The following is a 17,120-nucleotide window of genomic DNA, read 5'->3' on the forward strand; positions in this document are numbered from 1 at the left end:
CTGTGATGCAGCGATGCCTCACAGTCTTTTTTTATGCTGAAGTAACAGCTTACTCATCACCATAAATAGCCACTTTGGATTCTTTACTGGTTTTGAAACCACGATACATACCAGGTGTGTTGAACACCATCACCGGCTTACCCGCAGGGTCCATACCGATGATGCCACCTGAACCACCAACACCTTTGAGTTCTTGCATGATTACTTCTTCGGCTGCTTGTTGCAGGTCCTTGTCTTGGTAACGAACCCGAGCACAAATGTCATGAGCCACCGCATACCTGATGAAAAACTCGCCATGGCCTGTGGCTGATATGCCACAACTGCGGTTATCGGCATAAGTACCTGCACCAATCACCGGCGAATCACCGATGCGGCCCCAAGCCTTATAAGTCATGCCACCGGTTGAGGTGCCAGCGGCTAAATTGCCATTGACATCGACTGCCACGGCGCCCACCGTGCCAAATTTAAATTCCGCATCCAGCACATCTTGTTCTGAGGCTTGATCGGCCTGCTTTGCCTTGGTTTTCGCATCGACTTCTTGCCATGCTTTGAATCGTGCTTCGGTGTCGAAATAGTTGTTCTCGACCTGCTCCAAGCCTTTGAGTTTTGAGAAAGTGTCAGCACCTGAACCTGCCAACATCACATGCGGCGAATTGAGCATCACTTGCTCTGCGGCTAAAATGGGGTTTTTGGTGAACGAAACACCGGCTACAGCGCCAGCTTCTAAATCACTGCCACGCATGATAGATGCATCCAGTTCATGTTTTCCAGGTTTGGTATATACCGCTCCTTTACCGGCATTAAAGTGTGTTGAGTTTTCTAGCACTTTAATCGCTGCGATGATGCCTGCGGTAGAATCACCACCTTGCTCCAGCACAGCATAGCCAGCATCCAGTGCTGCTTGTAAATCTGCTTTGATCGACTGTTCCTGTTCGTCACTTAAATTCTCTCGCATGATGGTACCCGCACCACCGTGGATAACAATGGCGATGTTGTCTTTTTTGCTCTGTGCTTGTTCAGCCATCGCCACACCCCCAGTCATGCTTATAGCAAATAAGCATATCAATATAATTATTATTTTCATAGAGTTTCTCAATTCTTATCAACATTCCCATACAATAGCAAAAAAACAGAGCTCATTGGTCATAAAGATGCCATGAATAAAAAACCCAACAAACAGCAAGTCATCCAATGGTTGAAACACCATTACGGCATTACTGGCCAACTCTCAGAATTAGTCGGTGATGTCGACCACAACTACAAATACCAAGGTGAACAACAAACTTTTACAGTCAAAATCAGTCGTGTAACTGACTTGGCTTGTTTTGAGTTTGAAAATGCATTGATGATTCATTTGTCAAAGCACCAAGCCGCTGGTTTGAATCTACCTCAACCTATACTGAATCAGCACAATCAGTGGTTAACCACATGTGACAACATCGATGGGGAATTGATCATCATGCGTGTTCTGACTTGGGTCAGTGGGGTGTTGTGGTCAGACTACCTGCCTCATAGTCCAATGATGTTGTGCCAACTGGGTCAACAAGCCGCCGCACTTGATACGGCCTTGGAAACTTTTTCACACCCTCTTGCCGAGCGAGCCTTTGAATGGGATTTGGCTCAGTCTTTGTGGCTCAAAGACTACCTAGATTTGTTTGATAAGGACCAACAAAAACTGTTACTACACTTCACTGATTTGTTTGAGTCACAACAAAGTGAATACCAACAACTGCGTCGCCAAGTCATTCACAACGACCTCAATGACAACAATGTCTTAGTGGCTGAGAATCGCGTCAGTGGATGCATCGATTTTGGCGATGCCATTCACACGCAACTGATCAACGAGTTGGCCATCGTCTGTGCCTATGCCATGATGGGCCAATCCGATGTTTTAGGCGCCGCTGCGGCGGTGATCAAAGGCTATCACAGCGTCGTTCAATTGCAGCAAAGCGAACTTGACCAACTGTATCATTTGATTGGCATGCGCTTGGCTGTCAGCGTGACCCAAGCAGCCATAGCACGACGTGACAACCCAGCAAACACCTACAAAACCATTTCTGAAAAACCGGCGTGGGAGGTGTTAAAACAGTGGCATTCGCTGCCACCGGCCATGGTGAGATACACCGTTAGATTAGCCTGTGGTTACAATGCCCATCCACAACAAAAAGCATTGATCCATTACCTCGAACAAAACGCCATCAAGTTAGCTGAGATATTTCCAGAACACCACGAAAAAACAGCGATCATGGGCATTGATCTGAGTGTTGGGAGCACTTTGTTGGGCGCTGCTGCTGATTACGAAAACCACGCCGAACAACAGTTTAAAATCAGTCAACAACAAGCCAAATTCCCACAGCATTTTTTAGCCGGTGGCTACGGTGAAGCCCGTTCTTTTTACGCCGCCGATGCTTTCAGTTATGAGGGCAACAGCGGCAAAGAATACCGCACCATGCACTTGGGTTTGGATGTTTGGTTGCCTGCCTTCAGTGCCATTCATGCGCCACTGGATGGGCGCATTGTTGGTTTTAAGAACAACGACAACCCGCGTGACTATGGTCCGACCATCATCTTGGAGCATCAATATGAAAACGGCACTTTTTACAGCCTGTACGGCCACTTGGCATTAAAAACCCTTGAATTACATCAACTGGGTGATGAAGTAAAACGTGGGGCCCTGCTGGCCTGGGTGGGTGAGGCAGATGAAAATGGCGGCTGGTCTCCGCATTTGCATTTCCAAATCATGCATGACATGCTAGGTAATGAGGGCGATTTTCCAGGCGCATGTCGACCACTTGAGTGGCCGGTTTACCAGGCCTTGTGTCCGGACCCCTATTCGTTCATCAGCGACCCAGTCAGTCATCAATATGAACATTATGATAACCAAACAATCATAGATTTTCGCCACCAACATTTGGGCAAATCATTATCTTTGGCGTATTCTGAGCCGATTCAAATGTTGCGCGGTGATGATGTTTACTTAATTGATCAATTCGGTCAAAAATACCTAGATACTTGTAACAATGTGGCCCACGTAGGGCATGAAAATGCCGCCGTGGTGCGTGCTGGCCAACAACAAATGGCCATTCTCAACACCAACAGCCGTTACCTGCACCCAGCCATCATCAAGTTCACCAAGGCATTACTAGAGACCCTACCCAATGAGCTGTCAGTGGTGCATCTGGTTAATTCAGGTTCAGAGGCCAATGAACTGGCCTTGCGCATGGCACAAGCTTATAGCGGCGGTAAAGATGTGATTGCACTGGAATCTGGATACCACGGCAACAGCAATAGCACCATCGCCATCAGTTCTTATAAGTTTGATGGAAAAGGTGGTCAAGGCGCACCTGAGAACACCCACATTGTGCCATTGCCTGACACCTTCAGGGGGCGTCATTGTGGTGCCGATGCCGCAGATCAATATGCCAGCTATGTACAACACCACATCCATAAGCTACAAGCCCAAGGACATCAGTTATCGGCATTCATCGCTGAGAGTATCGTCTCATGCGGTGGCCAAATTGAGTTGCCAACTGGCTATTTAAAACAGGTTTATCAAATGGTCAGAGCCGCAGGTGGGGTGTGTATTGCGGATGAAGTTCAAGTCGGTTGTGGCCGCATCGGCAGTCATTTTTGGGCCTTCCAGTCTCATGATGTGGTGCCCGACATACTCACCATTGGCAAACCCATCGGTAACGGTCACCCACTGGCTGTGGTGGTTTGTAGCCAAAGGGTCGCTGATGCTTTTGCTAATGGTATGGAATACTTCAATACATTTGGTGGTAACCCAGTATCGGCAACCATTGGCCTTGCGGTGCTGCAACAAATCAAAGACAAAAAGCTGCAACAAAATGCCTTGGAGACGGGGCAGTATCTGAAAACTAAATTAGCTGCATTGCAAGCCCAACACCCCATCATCAAAGACGTGCGAGGACAGGGGCTATTTTTAGGTTTTGAGTTGTGTGATGATAATTTGAATCCATTACCACAACAGGCTCAGTATTTGGCTGATCGCATGCGCGATTTGGGCATCCTTATCAGCACTGATGGACCCGATCATAACGTGATTAAAATCAAGCCCCCAATCACATTCAGTCAACAGCATGTCGATGAATTGCTGCACAGATTAACCATTGTGTTGGCAGAAAACCCGATGAATTACTGAGGATTCACAACAGCCATGGCTGCTTATGTTAAAATGCGCGGCTAAATTTTATCAGGACACAACATGCAAATTAAAGACAATTGTGTGGTCGCTATGCACTACACACTCACCAATGACGAAGGTCAAGTACTCGATTCATCTGAAGGCCGCGACCCTTTGAAATTTTTACAAGGCGCACACAATATCATCATTGGCTTAGAAAAAGCCATGGAAGGCAAACAAGTTGGCGATGCGTTTGATGTCACTGTTGAGCCAGAGGAAGCTTACGGTATTCGTCATGAGCAAATGATTCAAAAAGTACCAAAGTCAGCCTTTCAAGGCGTTGATGACATTGAAGTGGGCATGTCCTTTCAGGCACAAACTGAGCAAGGTCCTGTGCCAGTAACCATCACCGAAGTTACTGGTGATGTGGTCACAGTTGATGGTAACCACGAACTGGCTGGTCAACGCTTACATTTCAAAGTGAGCATCGAAGAAGTGCGTGAAGCCACTGCTGAAGAGCAAGAGCACAACCACGCCCATTAAGTGGTTTGTTACGAGGCCATTGGTTTTGCTCAAAGCGAAGACCAGAGCCTTAAGTAAAAATTTGATTAAGTTAAAAACAGGCAAGTCTCACTTGTCTGTTTTACCATTGGCGGTGACTGTATCACTGCTTCTTTCCCCAAAGGCTAAACCACCACTTCATCACATCTAAATCACCTACATTTTGGTATATTTCAAATATGTTTAAAGCATCAACAACATCAACACCAATGCTACCAATGGTTGCTTCATTGTTGTTATCTATTTTTTCAGGAAATGCCTTGGCCAGTAACAAACCAGCAAACGCACTGAATGACATCACTGATTTGCAGTGGCAACACCGCATCATTCTGATCAATGACATTGAAAACCTAGATGATGTTGTGCAACTCCTTGAGCAAAACAAAGATGAAATTCAGGAACGTGATATCCTCTGGTTTGTGCTGTCACCAGATGGCATTTCTACCAACCACACCCAGCCGTTGTCAGCTGAATTAAAACAAAATATTCTCAAAACCTACCCAATGAAAAGCAACCAGGTCATCCTTATCGGTAAAGACGGCGGGGTTAAATCACGCTTCAGCGCACTGCAATTAAATGACATATTCAGCGAAATCGATGCCATGCCCATGCGCCAAGCTGAAATGCGCAGGGATAACTAACGCAACTCTGACTAACGACTACCTGTGTTCACACAAACCATAAGCCGATTGATTTAAAATATTCATGAGTCAAATGAATTCATACCACCACCATGCAACATCAAAGTAATCCAGTTCATCCACAAAACATCGGCGGCATTCATAAAAAAGGCATCGGCATGGGCGAGGAGGCCATGATCAGAATCACCGCTGGCTTATGCGCACATCCAGAATCGTGGCAGAAATCACCACAAGAAATAGTCGCCCGAGCCCAAGCCATTCACGATGAATTATTCAGGTACAAAGGGGTCGACGCATAACAAGACAGGCAAATCAGTGATTTTATCATCGGTTTATTGGACCTCTTTATGGTCTTGAATGGTTGGGTGATATCACTGAACTGTGTATGAGTTTGTGATGGGCAGGGCCCAATCTACTTAAATACGGTCATTCTCGAGCTGACCCAATTCACTATTGTGGTGACTATAAAATCCATTGATTTAATTGTTTTGGTATAGGTTTAGAGAATAGAATGATTACTACTAATTGCATCATTCAACAGGGACATACAAAATGAAAACTTTATTACTCATTGCTTTTTGCTTTTTTTCAACCATTACATTCGCACAATCCAACACCAATAAAAAAATAATCTATCGACCCATTTTTGAGCTGAAAACAGAAGTGGCCAGAGCCGGCACAGCATTCCTGCTGGTTGAAAACAACAACATTTTCATTGTCTCAGCTCAGCACTTAGTTGGCACAGCAGGTGGTTTATCAAAAGACTACACCGGGAAGGAGATGGCTGCACAATTTGAAGCCATAAAACTCGAACCGCTCGATTCACGTTTTGGCTCTTTGACAGCAAAAGATTTACTTTCAATCCCAAATGCTAAAGCCATAGAGGGTGATAACTTTACTGATGATATTTTCATCGCACCGGTCAGTGCGCAAGTCGACTCTGAGCCATTCAAGTTATCTGGATACAGACCATCAATTGATGATAAAGTTTTCCTGTTTGCACAGGTTAACAACCAAACAGCAAGCTATCACCCTGCTGTAGTCATCAGCTCGGAAGAGTATGAACTGGCCTACCTGTTTGAAAATAAGACCATCAACTTAAGGGCAACAAGCGGTGCACCAGTTTTGAATAGCAACTATGAAGTCGTAGGGATTAATTTGGCAGGTGGTGAAGTTCCTGAAGTGGGTGTAGTTGGTTGGGCAAATCCCTTAAATTCAATCAAAAAACACATATCAAACCCCAAACCTTTGGCTTCACACGAAGAATAATTAACCTTGTTGTTCTTTGATTTTTTTATTGATATATAAAAGTATAAAAGCAAATACCCATTGATAAACAACAGCTGCAATTATTAACCATGTTTCAGAAAAACCGTTAAACACTTTTTCATACCAAACACTCATGATACCAAGTAAATGAATCACAGCCAAAACCACAGCATCTTTAAGTGGTGATGTTTTTTTGTAGAGAAAATACATAACAAGCAATTGAGAGGCTGTCAGTGGCATCAATACCAGGTAATGCATGAGAGCCTTATCCTGTTATCGTGGTGATTATTTCTTTACTGGAGCTAAACCTAAAATGCGCCAACCATTCCTCAACCTTATCCTCAGGAGCCAAATAACCCCACAGGGCAATGCCTGATTGCATACCAGCGGCGTGGGCGGCGTCGATATCTGATTTAGCATCACCGAGATACAACGTTTCAGTGTGGACAATTTGCATCGCTTCGGCAGCGTGTAACAAAGGTTTGGGGTGGGGCTTGGCGATGCCCACTTGATCGGCACAAACCAGTATTCTGGATGCATTCAGTTCAGTGGTGTTTTCAACAATGGGCTTGGCCAACCAAGAGGGTTTGTTGGTGACGATGCCCCAGGGAATACTGCGCTGATCAAGGTGTAATAACAAGTCAGGTATGCCGTCGAATAATTGGCTGTGGGTGTTGAGTTGTTGCTGGTAGATATCGAGGTATTCAAGGCGCAATTGTTCCAATAACTCAGCAGATGGGTCAGCAAACACCGACTTAACCAAAGCCACCGCCCCTTTAGAAATATACTGGCGGTAATCAGCCACGTTCAGTTGGTGTTCGATGCCATGATTATCAGCCAAATGCATCAATGCATGGATCATATCCACCGCTGTATCCATTAAAGTGCCATCCAAATCAAACAGCACGCTGTTGATTTCAGGCCGCTGCTGAGATTCAGGCATTTTTCTTCGCGGTGAGGAAGTAATTGATGTCCAAATCCTCAGCATCAATGCTGGCTGTTTCAGTGATGGGGTTGTAGCGCATGCCGGATAAGTCGACGATATCCAATGGTTTGTCTTGTAACGCTTTGACCAACTCTGATGGCTTGATGAACTGATTAAAATGGTGGGTGCCTTTGGGCACTATTTTCAACACATGCTCTGCGGCAAAAATGCCCAACATCATGGCTTTGGGCGTGCGGTTCAAGGTCGATAAAAACAGCCATCCACCTGGCTTTAGGGCCTTCAAACAGGCATCCACAATACTTTCCGGATCAGGCACATGTTCCAACATTTCCAAACAACAAACCACATCTTGTGAGGCTGGATTGGCCGCGGCAAAATCTTCTATGCTTTGCAGTTGGTAATCAACCTTTTGGCCTGATTCGTGTAAATGTAATTGGGCCGTTTGTAGGGATGATTTTGATAAGTCCAAACCGGTCACAGCGGCGCCTTTGGCAGCCAATGCCTCACTGAAAATACCACCGCCACAACCCACATCCAAAACATTCAAGCCGTCGAGCTTGACTTGGTCGGTGATGTATTTGAGACGAGTTGGGTTGATCTGATGTAGGGTTTTGAACGGGCCATTTAAATCCCACCAAAAGGCGGCTTGGCTGTCAAATTGGTCAATTTCATGGTCGAAATGGTTACTTGTGTTGGCTTCACTCATGGCATCGATTTGAGTCAAAAATGCTATTGTACACTCACATGCGGCCATTTTTTGTGCTTTGTCAGCAATTCTTAACAGCAAAGACGGTTTGGACCACAGTGGTTTTATTGTTGAGCGAATTTTTTACCACCAATGCCCATTCAAAGCCTTGTTAGTACACAAAACAAACCCATATCTGGTATCATCCGAATTTTACAGAATCAATCCTCACATCACATGCAATCAACCGCTGATAAAATAGGTATCTTCTTGTCTGGCTTGTGTGCCATTCAATGTGCCATGCTGCCGATTTTACTCAGTGTATCTGCAGTGGTGCCCAGTTGGGCACATTTTGGTCATGGCTGGATTTGGTTAACTGTAATTGGGGTAATCGCTGCATGGTCATTCAGTCGTGGCTGGAAACAACACCAGGATAAACGTGTGATTGGACTGTTTGCGATGGGTTTTGGTTTTTTGATTGCTGGTTCTTTGGCGGAAGACAAAGTTCACATCATCACAGAATCAGCGATGTTCGTAGTTGGTGGCGTGTTGATGGTGATGGCGCATTGGCGCAATTACCAACTGATGAGATGTATTAAGCCCAAAGCGAGTGAAGTCGTTGGCGGAATCGAGTAGTTAGATTCAAGAGAACTGCGATTAAAGCTCCTCGAAGTCTTCCTTAGTCACACCACAGTCAGGACACATCCAGGTTTCTGGAACGTCTTCCCAACGGGTGCCTGGCTCGATGTTGTCATCAGGCCAACCATCGGCTTCATCGTAAATGAGACCACAAACAACACAGATATATTTTTTGAATTCAGTTTCCATTGGGAACAAATATAATTTCAGATGTCGCTTATATACGGTCATTTGAAAAAAAATCAACAAGGTAATTTATGCAACATGCAATTGACATCAAAAACTTAGTAAAAACCTACAAAGACGGTACCCAAGCACTCAAAGGCGTAGACCTGAAAGTTGAAGCCGGAGAAATCTTTGCTTTATTAGGCCCCAACGGCGCCGGCAAATCGACCTTGATTGGCATCATTTCATCATTGGTCAACATGACCTCTGGCGAAGTCAAAGCCTTTGGCAAAGATTTGGTCAAGAACCGCACCGAGGTCAAAGCCATGATTGGACTGGTACCACAAGAATTTAATTTCAACATGTTCGAAAAGCCCATTGATATCGTCGCTAACCAAGCAGGCTATTACGGCGTACCACGTAAAGTGGCGCTTGAACGCACTGAAAAGTACCTCAAACAATTACAACTGTGGGAGAAACGGAATACCATTTCACGCGGTTTATCCGGTGGCATGAAACGTCGCTTGATGATCGCTCGTGCCATGGTCAATGAACCCCGCATCCTGATTTTGGATGAACCCACAGCGGGTGTGGACATTGAGATTCGCCGCTCCATGTGGTCTTTTGTTGAAGAAATTGCTGCCCAAGGCACCACCATCATCTTAACCACGCACTATTTGGAAGAAGCAGAGCAGTTATGCAAGAACATCGCCATCATCGATCATGGCGAAATTGTCAGGAACACCACCATCAAGGATTTACTCAAGACCTTGGACATTGAGACATTCATATTTGACCTTGATAAAACCCCTGATGAAAAATTGTTGGCGGCATTGGATGCCAGGGTGAGGGACGATAACAGCATTGAAATGGACGTCCCCAAATCGAAAAATCTTAACAGCGTGTTCAAACAAATTGATGAGGCCGGCTACTGTGTTTCCTCGATGCGCAACAAAGCCAACCGCCTGGAGGAATTGTTTGTGAAAATGATCGAGAACAACACCGAAACCAAATCATCTCAGCCAACCCCAGGAGGTGCAGCATGAGCTCAGTAACATTCAACGGCATCAAAACCCTGATGCGCAAAGAAGTGACCCGCATTGTCAGAATTTGGTCACAAACCTTACTGCCACCAGCGATCACCATGACTTTGTATTTCGTGATTTTTGGTAATTTAATTGGTTCTCGAATCGGCCAGATGGGTGGTTTTGATTACATGTCTTTCATTGTGCCTGGTTTGGTGATGATGGCAGTGATCACCTCATCATACGGCAACATGGTTTCCTCATTTTTTGGCGCCAAATTCGCCAGACACGTAGAGGAGTTACTGGTATCACCGATGCCCAATTGGGCCATCTTGACCGGTTACGTCAGTGGCTCATTATTCCGCGGCTTGGCTGTGGGTTTGATTGTGACCATCATTTCCTTATTTTTTACCGAAATCAAAATCCATAACGTGTGGATCATCATTTCAACAGTCGTTCTGACCTCTATTGTGTTTTCCTTGGGTGGCTTTATCAATGCAGCCTTCGCTAAAAAGTTCGATGACATCGCCATCATTCCCACTTTCGTCTTGACCCCTTTGACTTATTTGGGCGGGGTGTTTTACTCGATTTCTTTGTTACCTGATTTTTGGCAAAAAGTCTCCTTGATCAATCCGGTACTGTACATGGTGAACACTTTCCGCTATGGCTTCCTGGGCGTGTCAGACATCAATGTGGCTGTGGCCTACGGCATCATCATTTCCTTTGTCTTGATTTTAGGCTTTATTTCTTGGTACATCTTGCACAAAGGGATTGGTCTGCGGTCTTAACCACAAGCATCAATCAATCCAAGGCCTGGCCTGTTTGATTTCTAAATGACCGCGGCTGCCATCGTCGGTGCGGGTGATTTTGAACTCGATGTCCATGGCAAAATCTTCATCACCCGCATAAATGGCTTTGAAGTGGCTTTGTATGCGTTGCATGGCAACACGCAATTCCCTCACTTCATCATCCAGCAGCACATTGATGGTGGGAACTGGCTGACCGTAAACCGTTTCTACATTTGAGCGCCTGATGTACTGCTGAACCCAGCTGTAATCAGTATCTGATGAAACCAGCCTGGCCAGTAAAAATTCATCTGGAATGGCACCCACTTCACCCTCACTGGTAACAATCGGCTCTGGGTTGGTCACTGAGATTTCACCGTATTGGGCATTGACATAGTAACCTTCCCAATTGCGATCATAAATGTTTTTAGTCACTGCCACACCATTGACTTGTTCATCACCATAGCTCAGGTGTACCAAAACACCCATATAGGTTTTAAAATGATCAATGCGGTAAAAGCGCCGTTCTTCAAATGCGCGACTGGTCCACAGACTGGCCCATACTTTTTTCACTGACTCCCCAATCAAACCTTCATCAGGGTGGTGTGTGTTGGACTCATAAAGCCCAGCACCATTGAAACCGGCCAGGTCTTCGTTGTTGGTGCTCGAGCGCAACCGAATCGAATGGGTGAAATCACCATCTGGATCCCAAAAATAACGCATCGACTCTAATACCTCAGCCATGTCAGCTGGCACTTCGCTTTTGCGCACTTCTTTGCGAAAATCTTTTAATTGTTCAAGGCGAACATCCGGACTGTTTATGAATGCCTCTGCTGCCATGATTTGTTGAATTTGTTGGTACAGACTTTTGCCGTTGGGATCACTGGAATCATCGCACAGGTCGCGGTATTTGCCATCCGGCGTGATGCCATCATCCTCAAAACCTTGACACCGATTCATCTGCATAAAATCATCGTACATAGCAAACGGAATGGCATAACCCACTGGGTATGAACCCGGTTCCAGCACCTGAGCCAGTTCAGCAACATTGGCTGCTTTGGCACCAAAACGAATCCAATCTGAATGGCGCAAGGTATCTAGTCGTGCTGGTAAAACCACTGATAAATCACTCTGCGGCTCTTGGCTTTTTTGAGGCCGTACCTGTTCCAACCATTGATCAACTTCAGCCTGTGTCGCGGGTTCTATAACAAAACCATCGTGATTCACTTGATAATGAACCAACTGATTCAACAAGGGTTTTATGAAGGGGTTTTCGGCGGCATCCTGAATGAAAGCATTGGGTGTGTTGTTTTGTTTGGCCTTTAAATTAATGTGTGATAACGGCGTTTGCACGGTGTCGGTGATGATGCCTGCGACATGAGCCAAATCATTGGGGATGAAGGTAAAAATCACCACATCGTTGACTGAAGGGGTTGGATCTCCCTCATTGACCACGCGTAAAGTACCGTAGCCTTCAGCCAAATTCATCGCTGTATAGGACACATTATCAAACAATGTTTCACTGTCGATGACAGCCACTTCATTGTCATCAAAATAGGCTTGGTTCTGCAGATAGATGTTGGTTTGGGTATCACTGCCCGGAAAGTACACCAAGTTACCATCCAGCACGCGCATTTTCGCCGTTAATAACTGATGGGCTTTAACAATCAAAGGCGCCGCCACTGGATCAGTCGGCCATAACTGCAAGGTGTATAAGCCCTTGGCTGCTGGATAGGGATTGATGAATTTATCATGCGCCAGTATCGAGCCCGCCAAATGTTTGCGTGCGTCTAAGAAATACGTGCTGCTGTTAAAAACTCGGTAAGCCTCATCGTAATTAAGTGTCGGATACCAGTCCAAAACATCGTAAGCAAAATCTATATGCAACGGTACGTGTTCACTGTGCATGAAGTACACACTGGGAAAATCAGTATCAATGTCTTTGATGATGAATTTCAGTTCACGGATACCTATGGCACCCGGTGTTGCGCTGCGTACCGACAAGTCATTATAGACCTGCCTGTTTATTATGTAGGTGGCTCCAAGTGAAGGGTCTAGCCCCCATTGGTAACTGACCGTTACTTCGGCGTCTTGATGACCAGCAAGTCGTACTCGCAACGCCGATGATGTGATTCCAGATAGAGTAATGAACTCATTACCCGCACTGTTCGCATCACCTTCAAAACCACTGTAAGTGATTTCCATTCCTTGGTAACTGACCGTGGCCAAGTCAGCACCATTTAATAAACCACTGTTTTTATCAACCAGCGCGGTATCACCATCATACAGTTGTAAATCAACATCCTGATTGGTGCTGATATTGATTCGGACTTGTGCCTTTCCTGCTGGAATGCTGCCGATCACTTTCACCGACTCACCAACCAATGACAGGTGTTGGTTGAATACCCCCTTTCCATGATCATAATCACTACAACCGGTGTTTAACTCCCATATTTTGTTGAGCAATGCATTGGGTGTTTGATCAGTTGCAGTATCGTACAGAAAATTCTTCACCCGAACGGCTTTATCTGAATACACCCCAGATGGGTGATTGAGGTAATCTCGACTGAAGCTGCGCAAACAAAACTGTTTGTCATGGTTGCTTTCACAGCTCGCCACCCATTGGCTGATATTGGTTTCAGGACAAGCTTCCTCCCAGTCAAAACCACTGGCTTGTGAGCTTGAAACGACACCCATGATAAGGCCAAAAAGTGTTGTTGCATGGCAATGATTTTTCACTCTGAGATCCCTGATTAATCCATTCATATTTAACTGACTTGCAGTTTAGCACAGCGATGTTAAAACATTGATAAGGCATTGATTCACTGCACATCATTACCGGTCTTGTAAATGTTGAAAGTTAACAAACCACAGGAAATAAACACCTGGTTTGCAGGTATCTGCCAAAAAAAACGGGAATTCTATGTATTGGGGCTTGAATTCAACACCGCCAACCCCACATGACACTCCAACCGAAGCACCGTTATTTTAGAATACTTGTGCTTCATCACTATAGACTAATTTTTAAACGTATTTAGGGAGTTCGATTAATGAATATTCGTCCTTTACACGATCGCGTTATCGTAAAACGCACAGCAGAGGAAACCACCTCTCCAGGCGGCATTGTACTGCCGGACTCAGCCACTGAGAAACCACAACGTGGTGAAGTCGTCGCAGTCGGTAACGGCCGCATCTTGGACAACGGCGAAGTCCGTGCTTTGGATGTGAAAGCTGGCGACAGTGTGTTGTTTGGTAAGTACTCAGGCAGCGAAGTTAAGGTTGATGGCGAAGAATACCTCGTCATGAAAGAAGAAGACATCATCGGAATCATAGGATAAGAACAATGAGCGCAAAAGAAGTTAAATTTGGAGAAGACGCACGAGCCAAAATGGCACGTGGCGTGAATGTATTAGCCAATGCAGTTAAAGTCACCTTGGGTCCTAAAGGTCGCAACGTGGTATTAGAAAAAAGTTTTGGTGCACCTACCGTGACTAAAGACGGTGTATCAGTGGCCAAAGAAATCGAATTGGAAGACAAGTTCGAAAACATGGGTGCGCAGATGGTTAAAGAAGTGGCCTCACAAACCAATGATGTGGCTGGTGACGGCACCACCACAGCAACCATCTTGGCCCAAGCTTTTGTTCGTGAAGGTTTGAAAGCTGTTGCTGCTGGTCGCAACCCAATGGATCTAAAACGTGGTATTGATCAGGCCGTTGCGGTTGCCGTTGACGCCATCAAAAACCAAGCCACACCCTGTTCTGATTCTAAAGCCATTGCTCAAGTCGGTACCATTTCTGCCAACTCTGATGCATCAGTCGGTGAAATCATTGCTGAGGCGATGGACAAAGTGGGTAAAGAAGGCGTCATCACAGTCGAAGAAGGTTCTGGTTTACAGAATGAACTAGATGTGGTTGAAGGCATGCAGTTTGATCGTGGATACTTATCACCTTACTTCGTGACCAACCAAGAAACCATGTCAGCTGATTTGGACGACTCATACATCTTGTTACACGACAAGAAAATTTCGAACATCCGTGAGTTATTGCCGGTTTTAGAAGCCGTTGCGAAAACCGGTAAAAAACTGTTCATCATCGCTGAAGACATCGAAGGCGAAGCCTTGGCTACTTTGGTAGTTAACAACATGCGCGGCACTGTAAAAGTATGTGCGGTTAAAGCACCTGGTTTCGGAGACCGCAGAAAAGCCATGTTGGAAGACATTGCCGTGTTGACTGGTGGTACTGTAATCTCTGAAGAAGTGGGCTTACAACTGGACAAAGCCACTTTAGACGAGTTGGGGTCGGCCAAACGCATCCAAGTCAACAAAGACAACACCACCATCATTGATGGTGCTGGTGATGTGGCTGAAATTGAAGCACGTGTTAACCAAATCCGAGCTCAAATCGAAGATGCTACCAGTGACTACGACAAAGAAAAACTGCAAGAACGTGTGGCTAAATTAGCCGGCGGTGTAGCAGTGATTAAAGTTGGTGCAGCCACTGAAGTTGAGATGAAAGAAAAGAAAGCCCGTGTAGAAGATGCCTTGCATTCGACTCGCGCTGCTGTTGAAGAAGGTGTGGTACCTGGTGGCGGTGTGGCTTTGTTGCGCGCCCAAGCTGAAGTCATTGGTCTGAAAGGTGACAATGAAGACCAAAACGTCGGTATCGCAATTGCCATCACTTCAATGGAAGAGCCATTGCGTCAAATCGTTAACAACTGCGGTGAAGAATCATCAGTAGTGGTTAACGAAGTTAAAAACGGCAAGGGCAACTTCGGTTACAACGCAGCCACTGGTGAATATGTTGACATGATCAAAGAAGGTGTTCTTGATCCTGCCAAAGTCACCCGGTCGGCCTTACAGCATGCAGCATCAGTTGCAGCATTGATGATCACCACTGAATGTATGGTTGCAGAGATTCCACAAGAATCTGCACCTGCTATGCCTGATATGGGCGGCATGGGTGGTATGGGCGGTATGGGCGGCATGATGTAAATCATCCCCTGAACGTCCGTTCACAAAAAGCCCTGTTTTTACAGGGCTTTTTTTATGGCTGTTTTTTACCGGCCTTAAATAATCATCGGTTACAATCTTGGCATTCAATTCCTAAGCTTTGATGATGACCAAACCCACCCAATTTGAAACCCGCGCCATTCAAGCCACTGAACCCCATGATGATGAGACCGGCTCAGTCGCCAACGCCATCTACCCATCAACCACGTTCAAGCGAGAGACTGATGGCACTTTCAAAAGTGGCTACATCTATTCACGAAAAGCCAACCCCAACCGCAGCTTATTAGAATCAGCCTTGGCGACCATAGAAGAAGGTGAATTTGCCTTGGCTTTTGCTTCAGGCATGGCGGCCATCAACACCGTGTTACAAAGCCTGAAACCCGGTGATCATGTGATTGTGCCAGATGATGCCTATTATGAAGTTCGACGCACCTTGGGTGAATTGTTCAGTACTTGGCATTTAGCACACACACAAGTAGACATGACTGATCATGAAGCGATAAAAGCTGCAATCAAACCCAACACCCAACTGATCTGGATTGAATCACCTTCCAACCCGTTACTTAAGGTGACTGACATCAAGACCGTTGCTGACTTGGCGCATGCCAATGATGCACTTTGTATCGTTGATAACACTTGGTGTACACCGGTGCTACAAAGGCCTTTGGCTTTGGGTGCTGATGCCGTGATGTACTCAACCACCAAATACTATGGTGGCCATTCAGATTCTCTCAGCGGCGCTTTGGTGCTCAACCCTGCTGCTCCTGAATCTTTCAAAGCCCAGCTCAAGAACATCCAAAACCTCAGTGGCGCCGTACCATCAGCATTTGATGCTTGGTTAATCACTCGTGGCATCAAAACGCTCAAACTGCGGGTGATGCAACAAGTCAGCAATGCCCAGAAGTTGGCTGAATTCTTTGCCCAGCACGATGCCGTTGATGCCGTCCATTTTCCTGATCTGGCCAACCACCCCCAACATGAGTTGGCCACCAGGCAGATGCCAGATGGCTGTGGTGCCATGATTTCCATCCAAGTGGGTTCTGGCAGAGAAGCAGCCATGGCAGTGATCGCAAAGCTCCAGCTTTTCACTCCCGCCACTTCATTAGGCGGCGTTGAAAGTTTAGTTGAACACCGCAAATCAGTGGAGGATGCATTAAGCCAAACGCCCGAAAACCTGATCAGAATTTCAGTCGGTATCGAACACATCGATGACTTAATGGCTGATTGGCAAAACGCGCTGTCTTGAAAATGT

17 protein-coding genes are annotated in these 17,120 nt (G+C 45.8%); 11 read left to right on the plus strand and 6 right to left on the minus strand.

Translation table 11 applies throughout. The features are described 5' to 3' along the window. Positions 1-49: 49 nt before the first annotated feature. The gene (locus QNI24_RS00330) at positions 50-1,084 is read right to left on the minus strand and encodes an isoaspartyl peptidase/L-asparaginase family protein (RefSeq protein WP_283708419.1); all 1,035 of its coding nucleotides are present in this window, start codon (positions 1,082-1,084) and stop codon (positions 50-52) included. Between the two features lie 72 nt (positions 1,085-1,156). Here QNI24_RS00330 and QNI24_RS00335 point away from each other — a divergent pair, with 72 nt between their 5' ends. From QNI24_RS00335 to QNI24_RS00355, 5 genes are all read left to right on the plus strand, one after another. Next, positions 1,157-4,162 (plus strand): aminotransferase class III-fold pyridoxal phosphate-dependent enzyme, encoded by a 3,006-nt coding sequence (locus QNI24_RS00335; protein ID WP_267176813.1) that lies wholly within the window; start codon positions 1,157-1,159, stop codon positions 4,160-4,162. Between the two features lie 63 nt (positions 4,163-4,225). Beyond that, positions 4,226-4,687, plus strand: a complete 462-nt coding sequence (locus QNI24_RS00340) for an FKBP-type peptidyl-prolyl cis-trans isomerase (RefSeq protein ID WP_267176812.1) — start codon at positions 4,226-4,228, stop codon at positions 4,685-4,687. Positions 4,688-4,884: 197 nt separating this feature from the next. Beyond that, complete coding sequence (locus QNI24_RS00345) at positions 4,885-5,346, plus strand: DUF4174 domain-containing protein (protein WP_267176811.1); 462 nt, start codon at positions 4,885-4,887, stop codon at positions 5,344-5,346. Positions 5,347-5,438: 92 nt separating this feature from the next. After that, positions 5,439-5,645, plus strand: coding sequence for a hypothetical protein (locus QNI24_RS00350; protein WP_267176810.1), 207 nt, complete (start codon positions 5,439-5,441; stop codon positions 5,643-5,645). A gap of 253 nt (positions 5,646-5,898) precedes the next feature. Beyond that, positions 5,899-6,615, plus strand: coding sequence for a hypothetical protein (locus QNI24_RS00355; RefSeq protein ID WP_267176809.1), 717 nt, complete (start codon positions 5,899-5,901; stop codon positions 6,613-6,615). On the opposite strand, the gene QNI24_RS00360 is transcribed toward QNI24_RS00355, so the two are convergent. From QNI24_RS00360 to ubiG, 3 genes are read right to left on the minus strand one after another with little or no spacing between them, the layout of a single operon-like run. Then, positions 6,616-6,873 carry a hypothetical protein gene (locus tag QNI24_RS00360; RefSeq protein WP_267176808.1) on the minus strand — a complete coding sequence of 86 codons (258 nt, stop codon included), beginning with the start codon at positions 6,871-6,873 and terminating at the stop codon, positions 6,616-6,618. 7 nt (positions 6,874-6,880) lie between these two features. Then, entirely contained in the window at positions 6,881-7,558 is a 678-nt protein-coding gene (locus QNI24_RS00365) for an HAD family hydrolase (RefSeq protein WP_267176807.1), read from the minus strand. Continuing rightward, positions 7,551-8,267, minus strand: coding sequence for a bifunctional 2-polyprenyl-6-hydroxyphenol methylase/3-demethylubiquinol 3-O-methyltransferase UbiG (gene ubiG, locus QNI24_RS00370; protein ID WP_267176806.1), 717 nt, complete (start codon positions 8,265-8,267; stop codon positions 7,551-7,553). The genes QNI24_RS00365 and ubiG overlap by 8 nt, the downstream gene beginning before the upstream one ends. Before the next feature lie 216 nt (positions 8,268-8,483). Between ubiG and QNI24_RS00375 the strand changes: the two genes are divergently transcribed. Next, complete coding sequence (locus tag QNI24_RS00375; protein WP_267176805.1) at positions 8,484-8,882, plus strand: MerC domain-containing protein; 399 nt, start codon at positions 8,484-8,486, stop codon at positions 8,880-8,882. A gap of 21 nt (positions 8,883-8,903) precedes the next feature. Here the strand turns inward: QNI24_RS00375 and QNI24_RS00380 are convergent, their stop codons facing one another. Further along, positions 8,904-9,074, minus strand: coding sequence for a rubredoxin (locus tag QNI24_RS00380; RefSeq protein WP_267176804.1), 171 nt, complete (start codon positions 9,072-9,074; stop codon positions 8,904-8,906). A 68-nt stretch (positions 9,075-9,142) separates the two neighbouring features. Between QNI24_RS00380 and QNI24_RS00385 the strand changes: the two genes are divergently transcribed. Next, a complete protein-coding gene (locus QNI24_RS00385; RefSeq protein ID WP_267176803.1) occupies positions 9,143-10,096 on the plus strand; it encodes an ABC transporter ATP-binding protein in 954 nt (317 codons plus the stop codon). Then, entirely contained in the window at positions 10,093-10,863 is a 771-nt protein-coding gene (locus QNI24_RS00390) for an ABC transporter permease (protein ID WP_267176802.1), read from the plus strand. Before QNI24_RS00385 ends, QNI24_RS00390 begins: the two co-directional genes overlap by 4 nt. A 9-nt stretch (positions 10,864-10,872) precedes the next feature. Here the strand turns inward: QNI24_RS00390 and QNI24_RS00395 are convergent, their stop codons facing one another. Continuing rightward, positions 10,873-13,557 (minus strand): PEP/pyruvate-binding domain-containing protein, encoded by a 2,685-nt coding sequence (locus tag QNI24_RS00395; RefSeq protein WP_283708420.1) that lies wholly within the window; start codon positions 13,555-13,557, stop codon positions 10,873-10,875. Positions 13,558-13,910: 353 nt separating this feature from the next. On the opposite strand from QNI24_RS00395, the gene groES reads away from it, so the two are divergent. The 3 genes from groES (at position 13,911) to QNI24_RS00410 (ending at position 17,114) form a co-directional block, all read left to right on the plus strand. Next, the gene (gene groES / locus QNI24_RS00400; RefSeq protein WP_267176800.1) at positions 13,911-14,198 is read left to right on the plus strand and encodes a co-chaperone GroES; all 288 of its coding nucleotides are present in this window, start codon (positions 13,911-13,913) and stop codon (positions 14,196-14,198) included. Between the two features lie 5 nt (positions 14,199-14,203). Beyond that, on the plus strand, positions 14,204-15,850 hold the full coding sequence (gene groL, locus QNI24_RS00405; RefSeq protein ID WP_267176799.1) for a chaperonin GroEL: 1,647 nt from the start codon (positions 14,204-14,206) through the stop codon (positions 15,848-15,850). Positions 15,851-15,974: 124 nt separating this feature from the next. Beyond that, positions 15,975-17,114, plus strand: coding sequence for a trans-sulfuration enzyme family protein (locus QNI24_RS00410; RefSeq protein WP_283708421.1), 1,140 nt, complete (start codon positions 15,975-15,977; stop codon positions 17,112-17,114). Positions 17,115-17,120: the final 6 nt, after the last annotated feature.

Origin of the sequence: Marinicella marina, assembly GCF_030065545.1 — a bacterium.
Classification (GTDB): Bacteria; Pseudomonadota; Gammaproteobacteria; order Xanthomonadales; family Marinicellaceae; genus Marinicella; species Marinicella marina.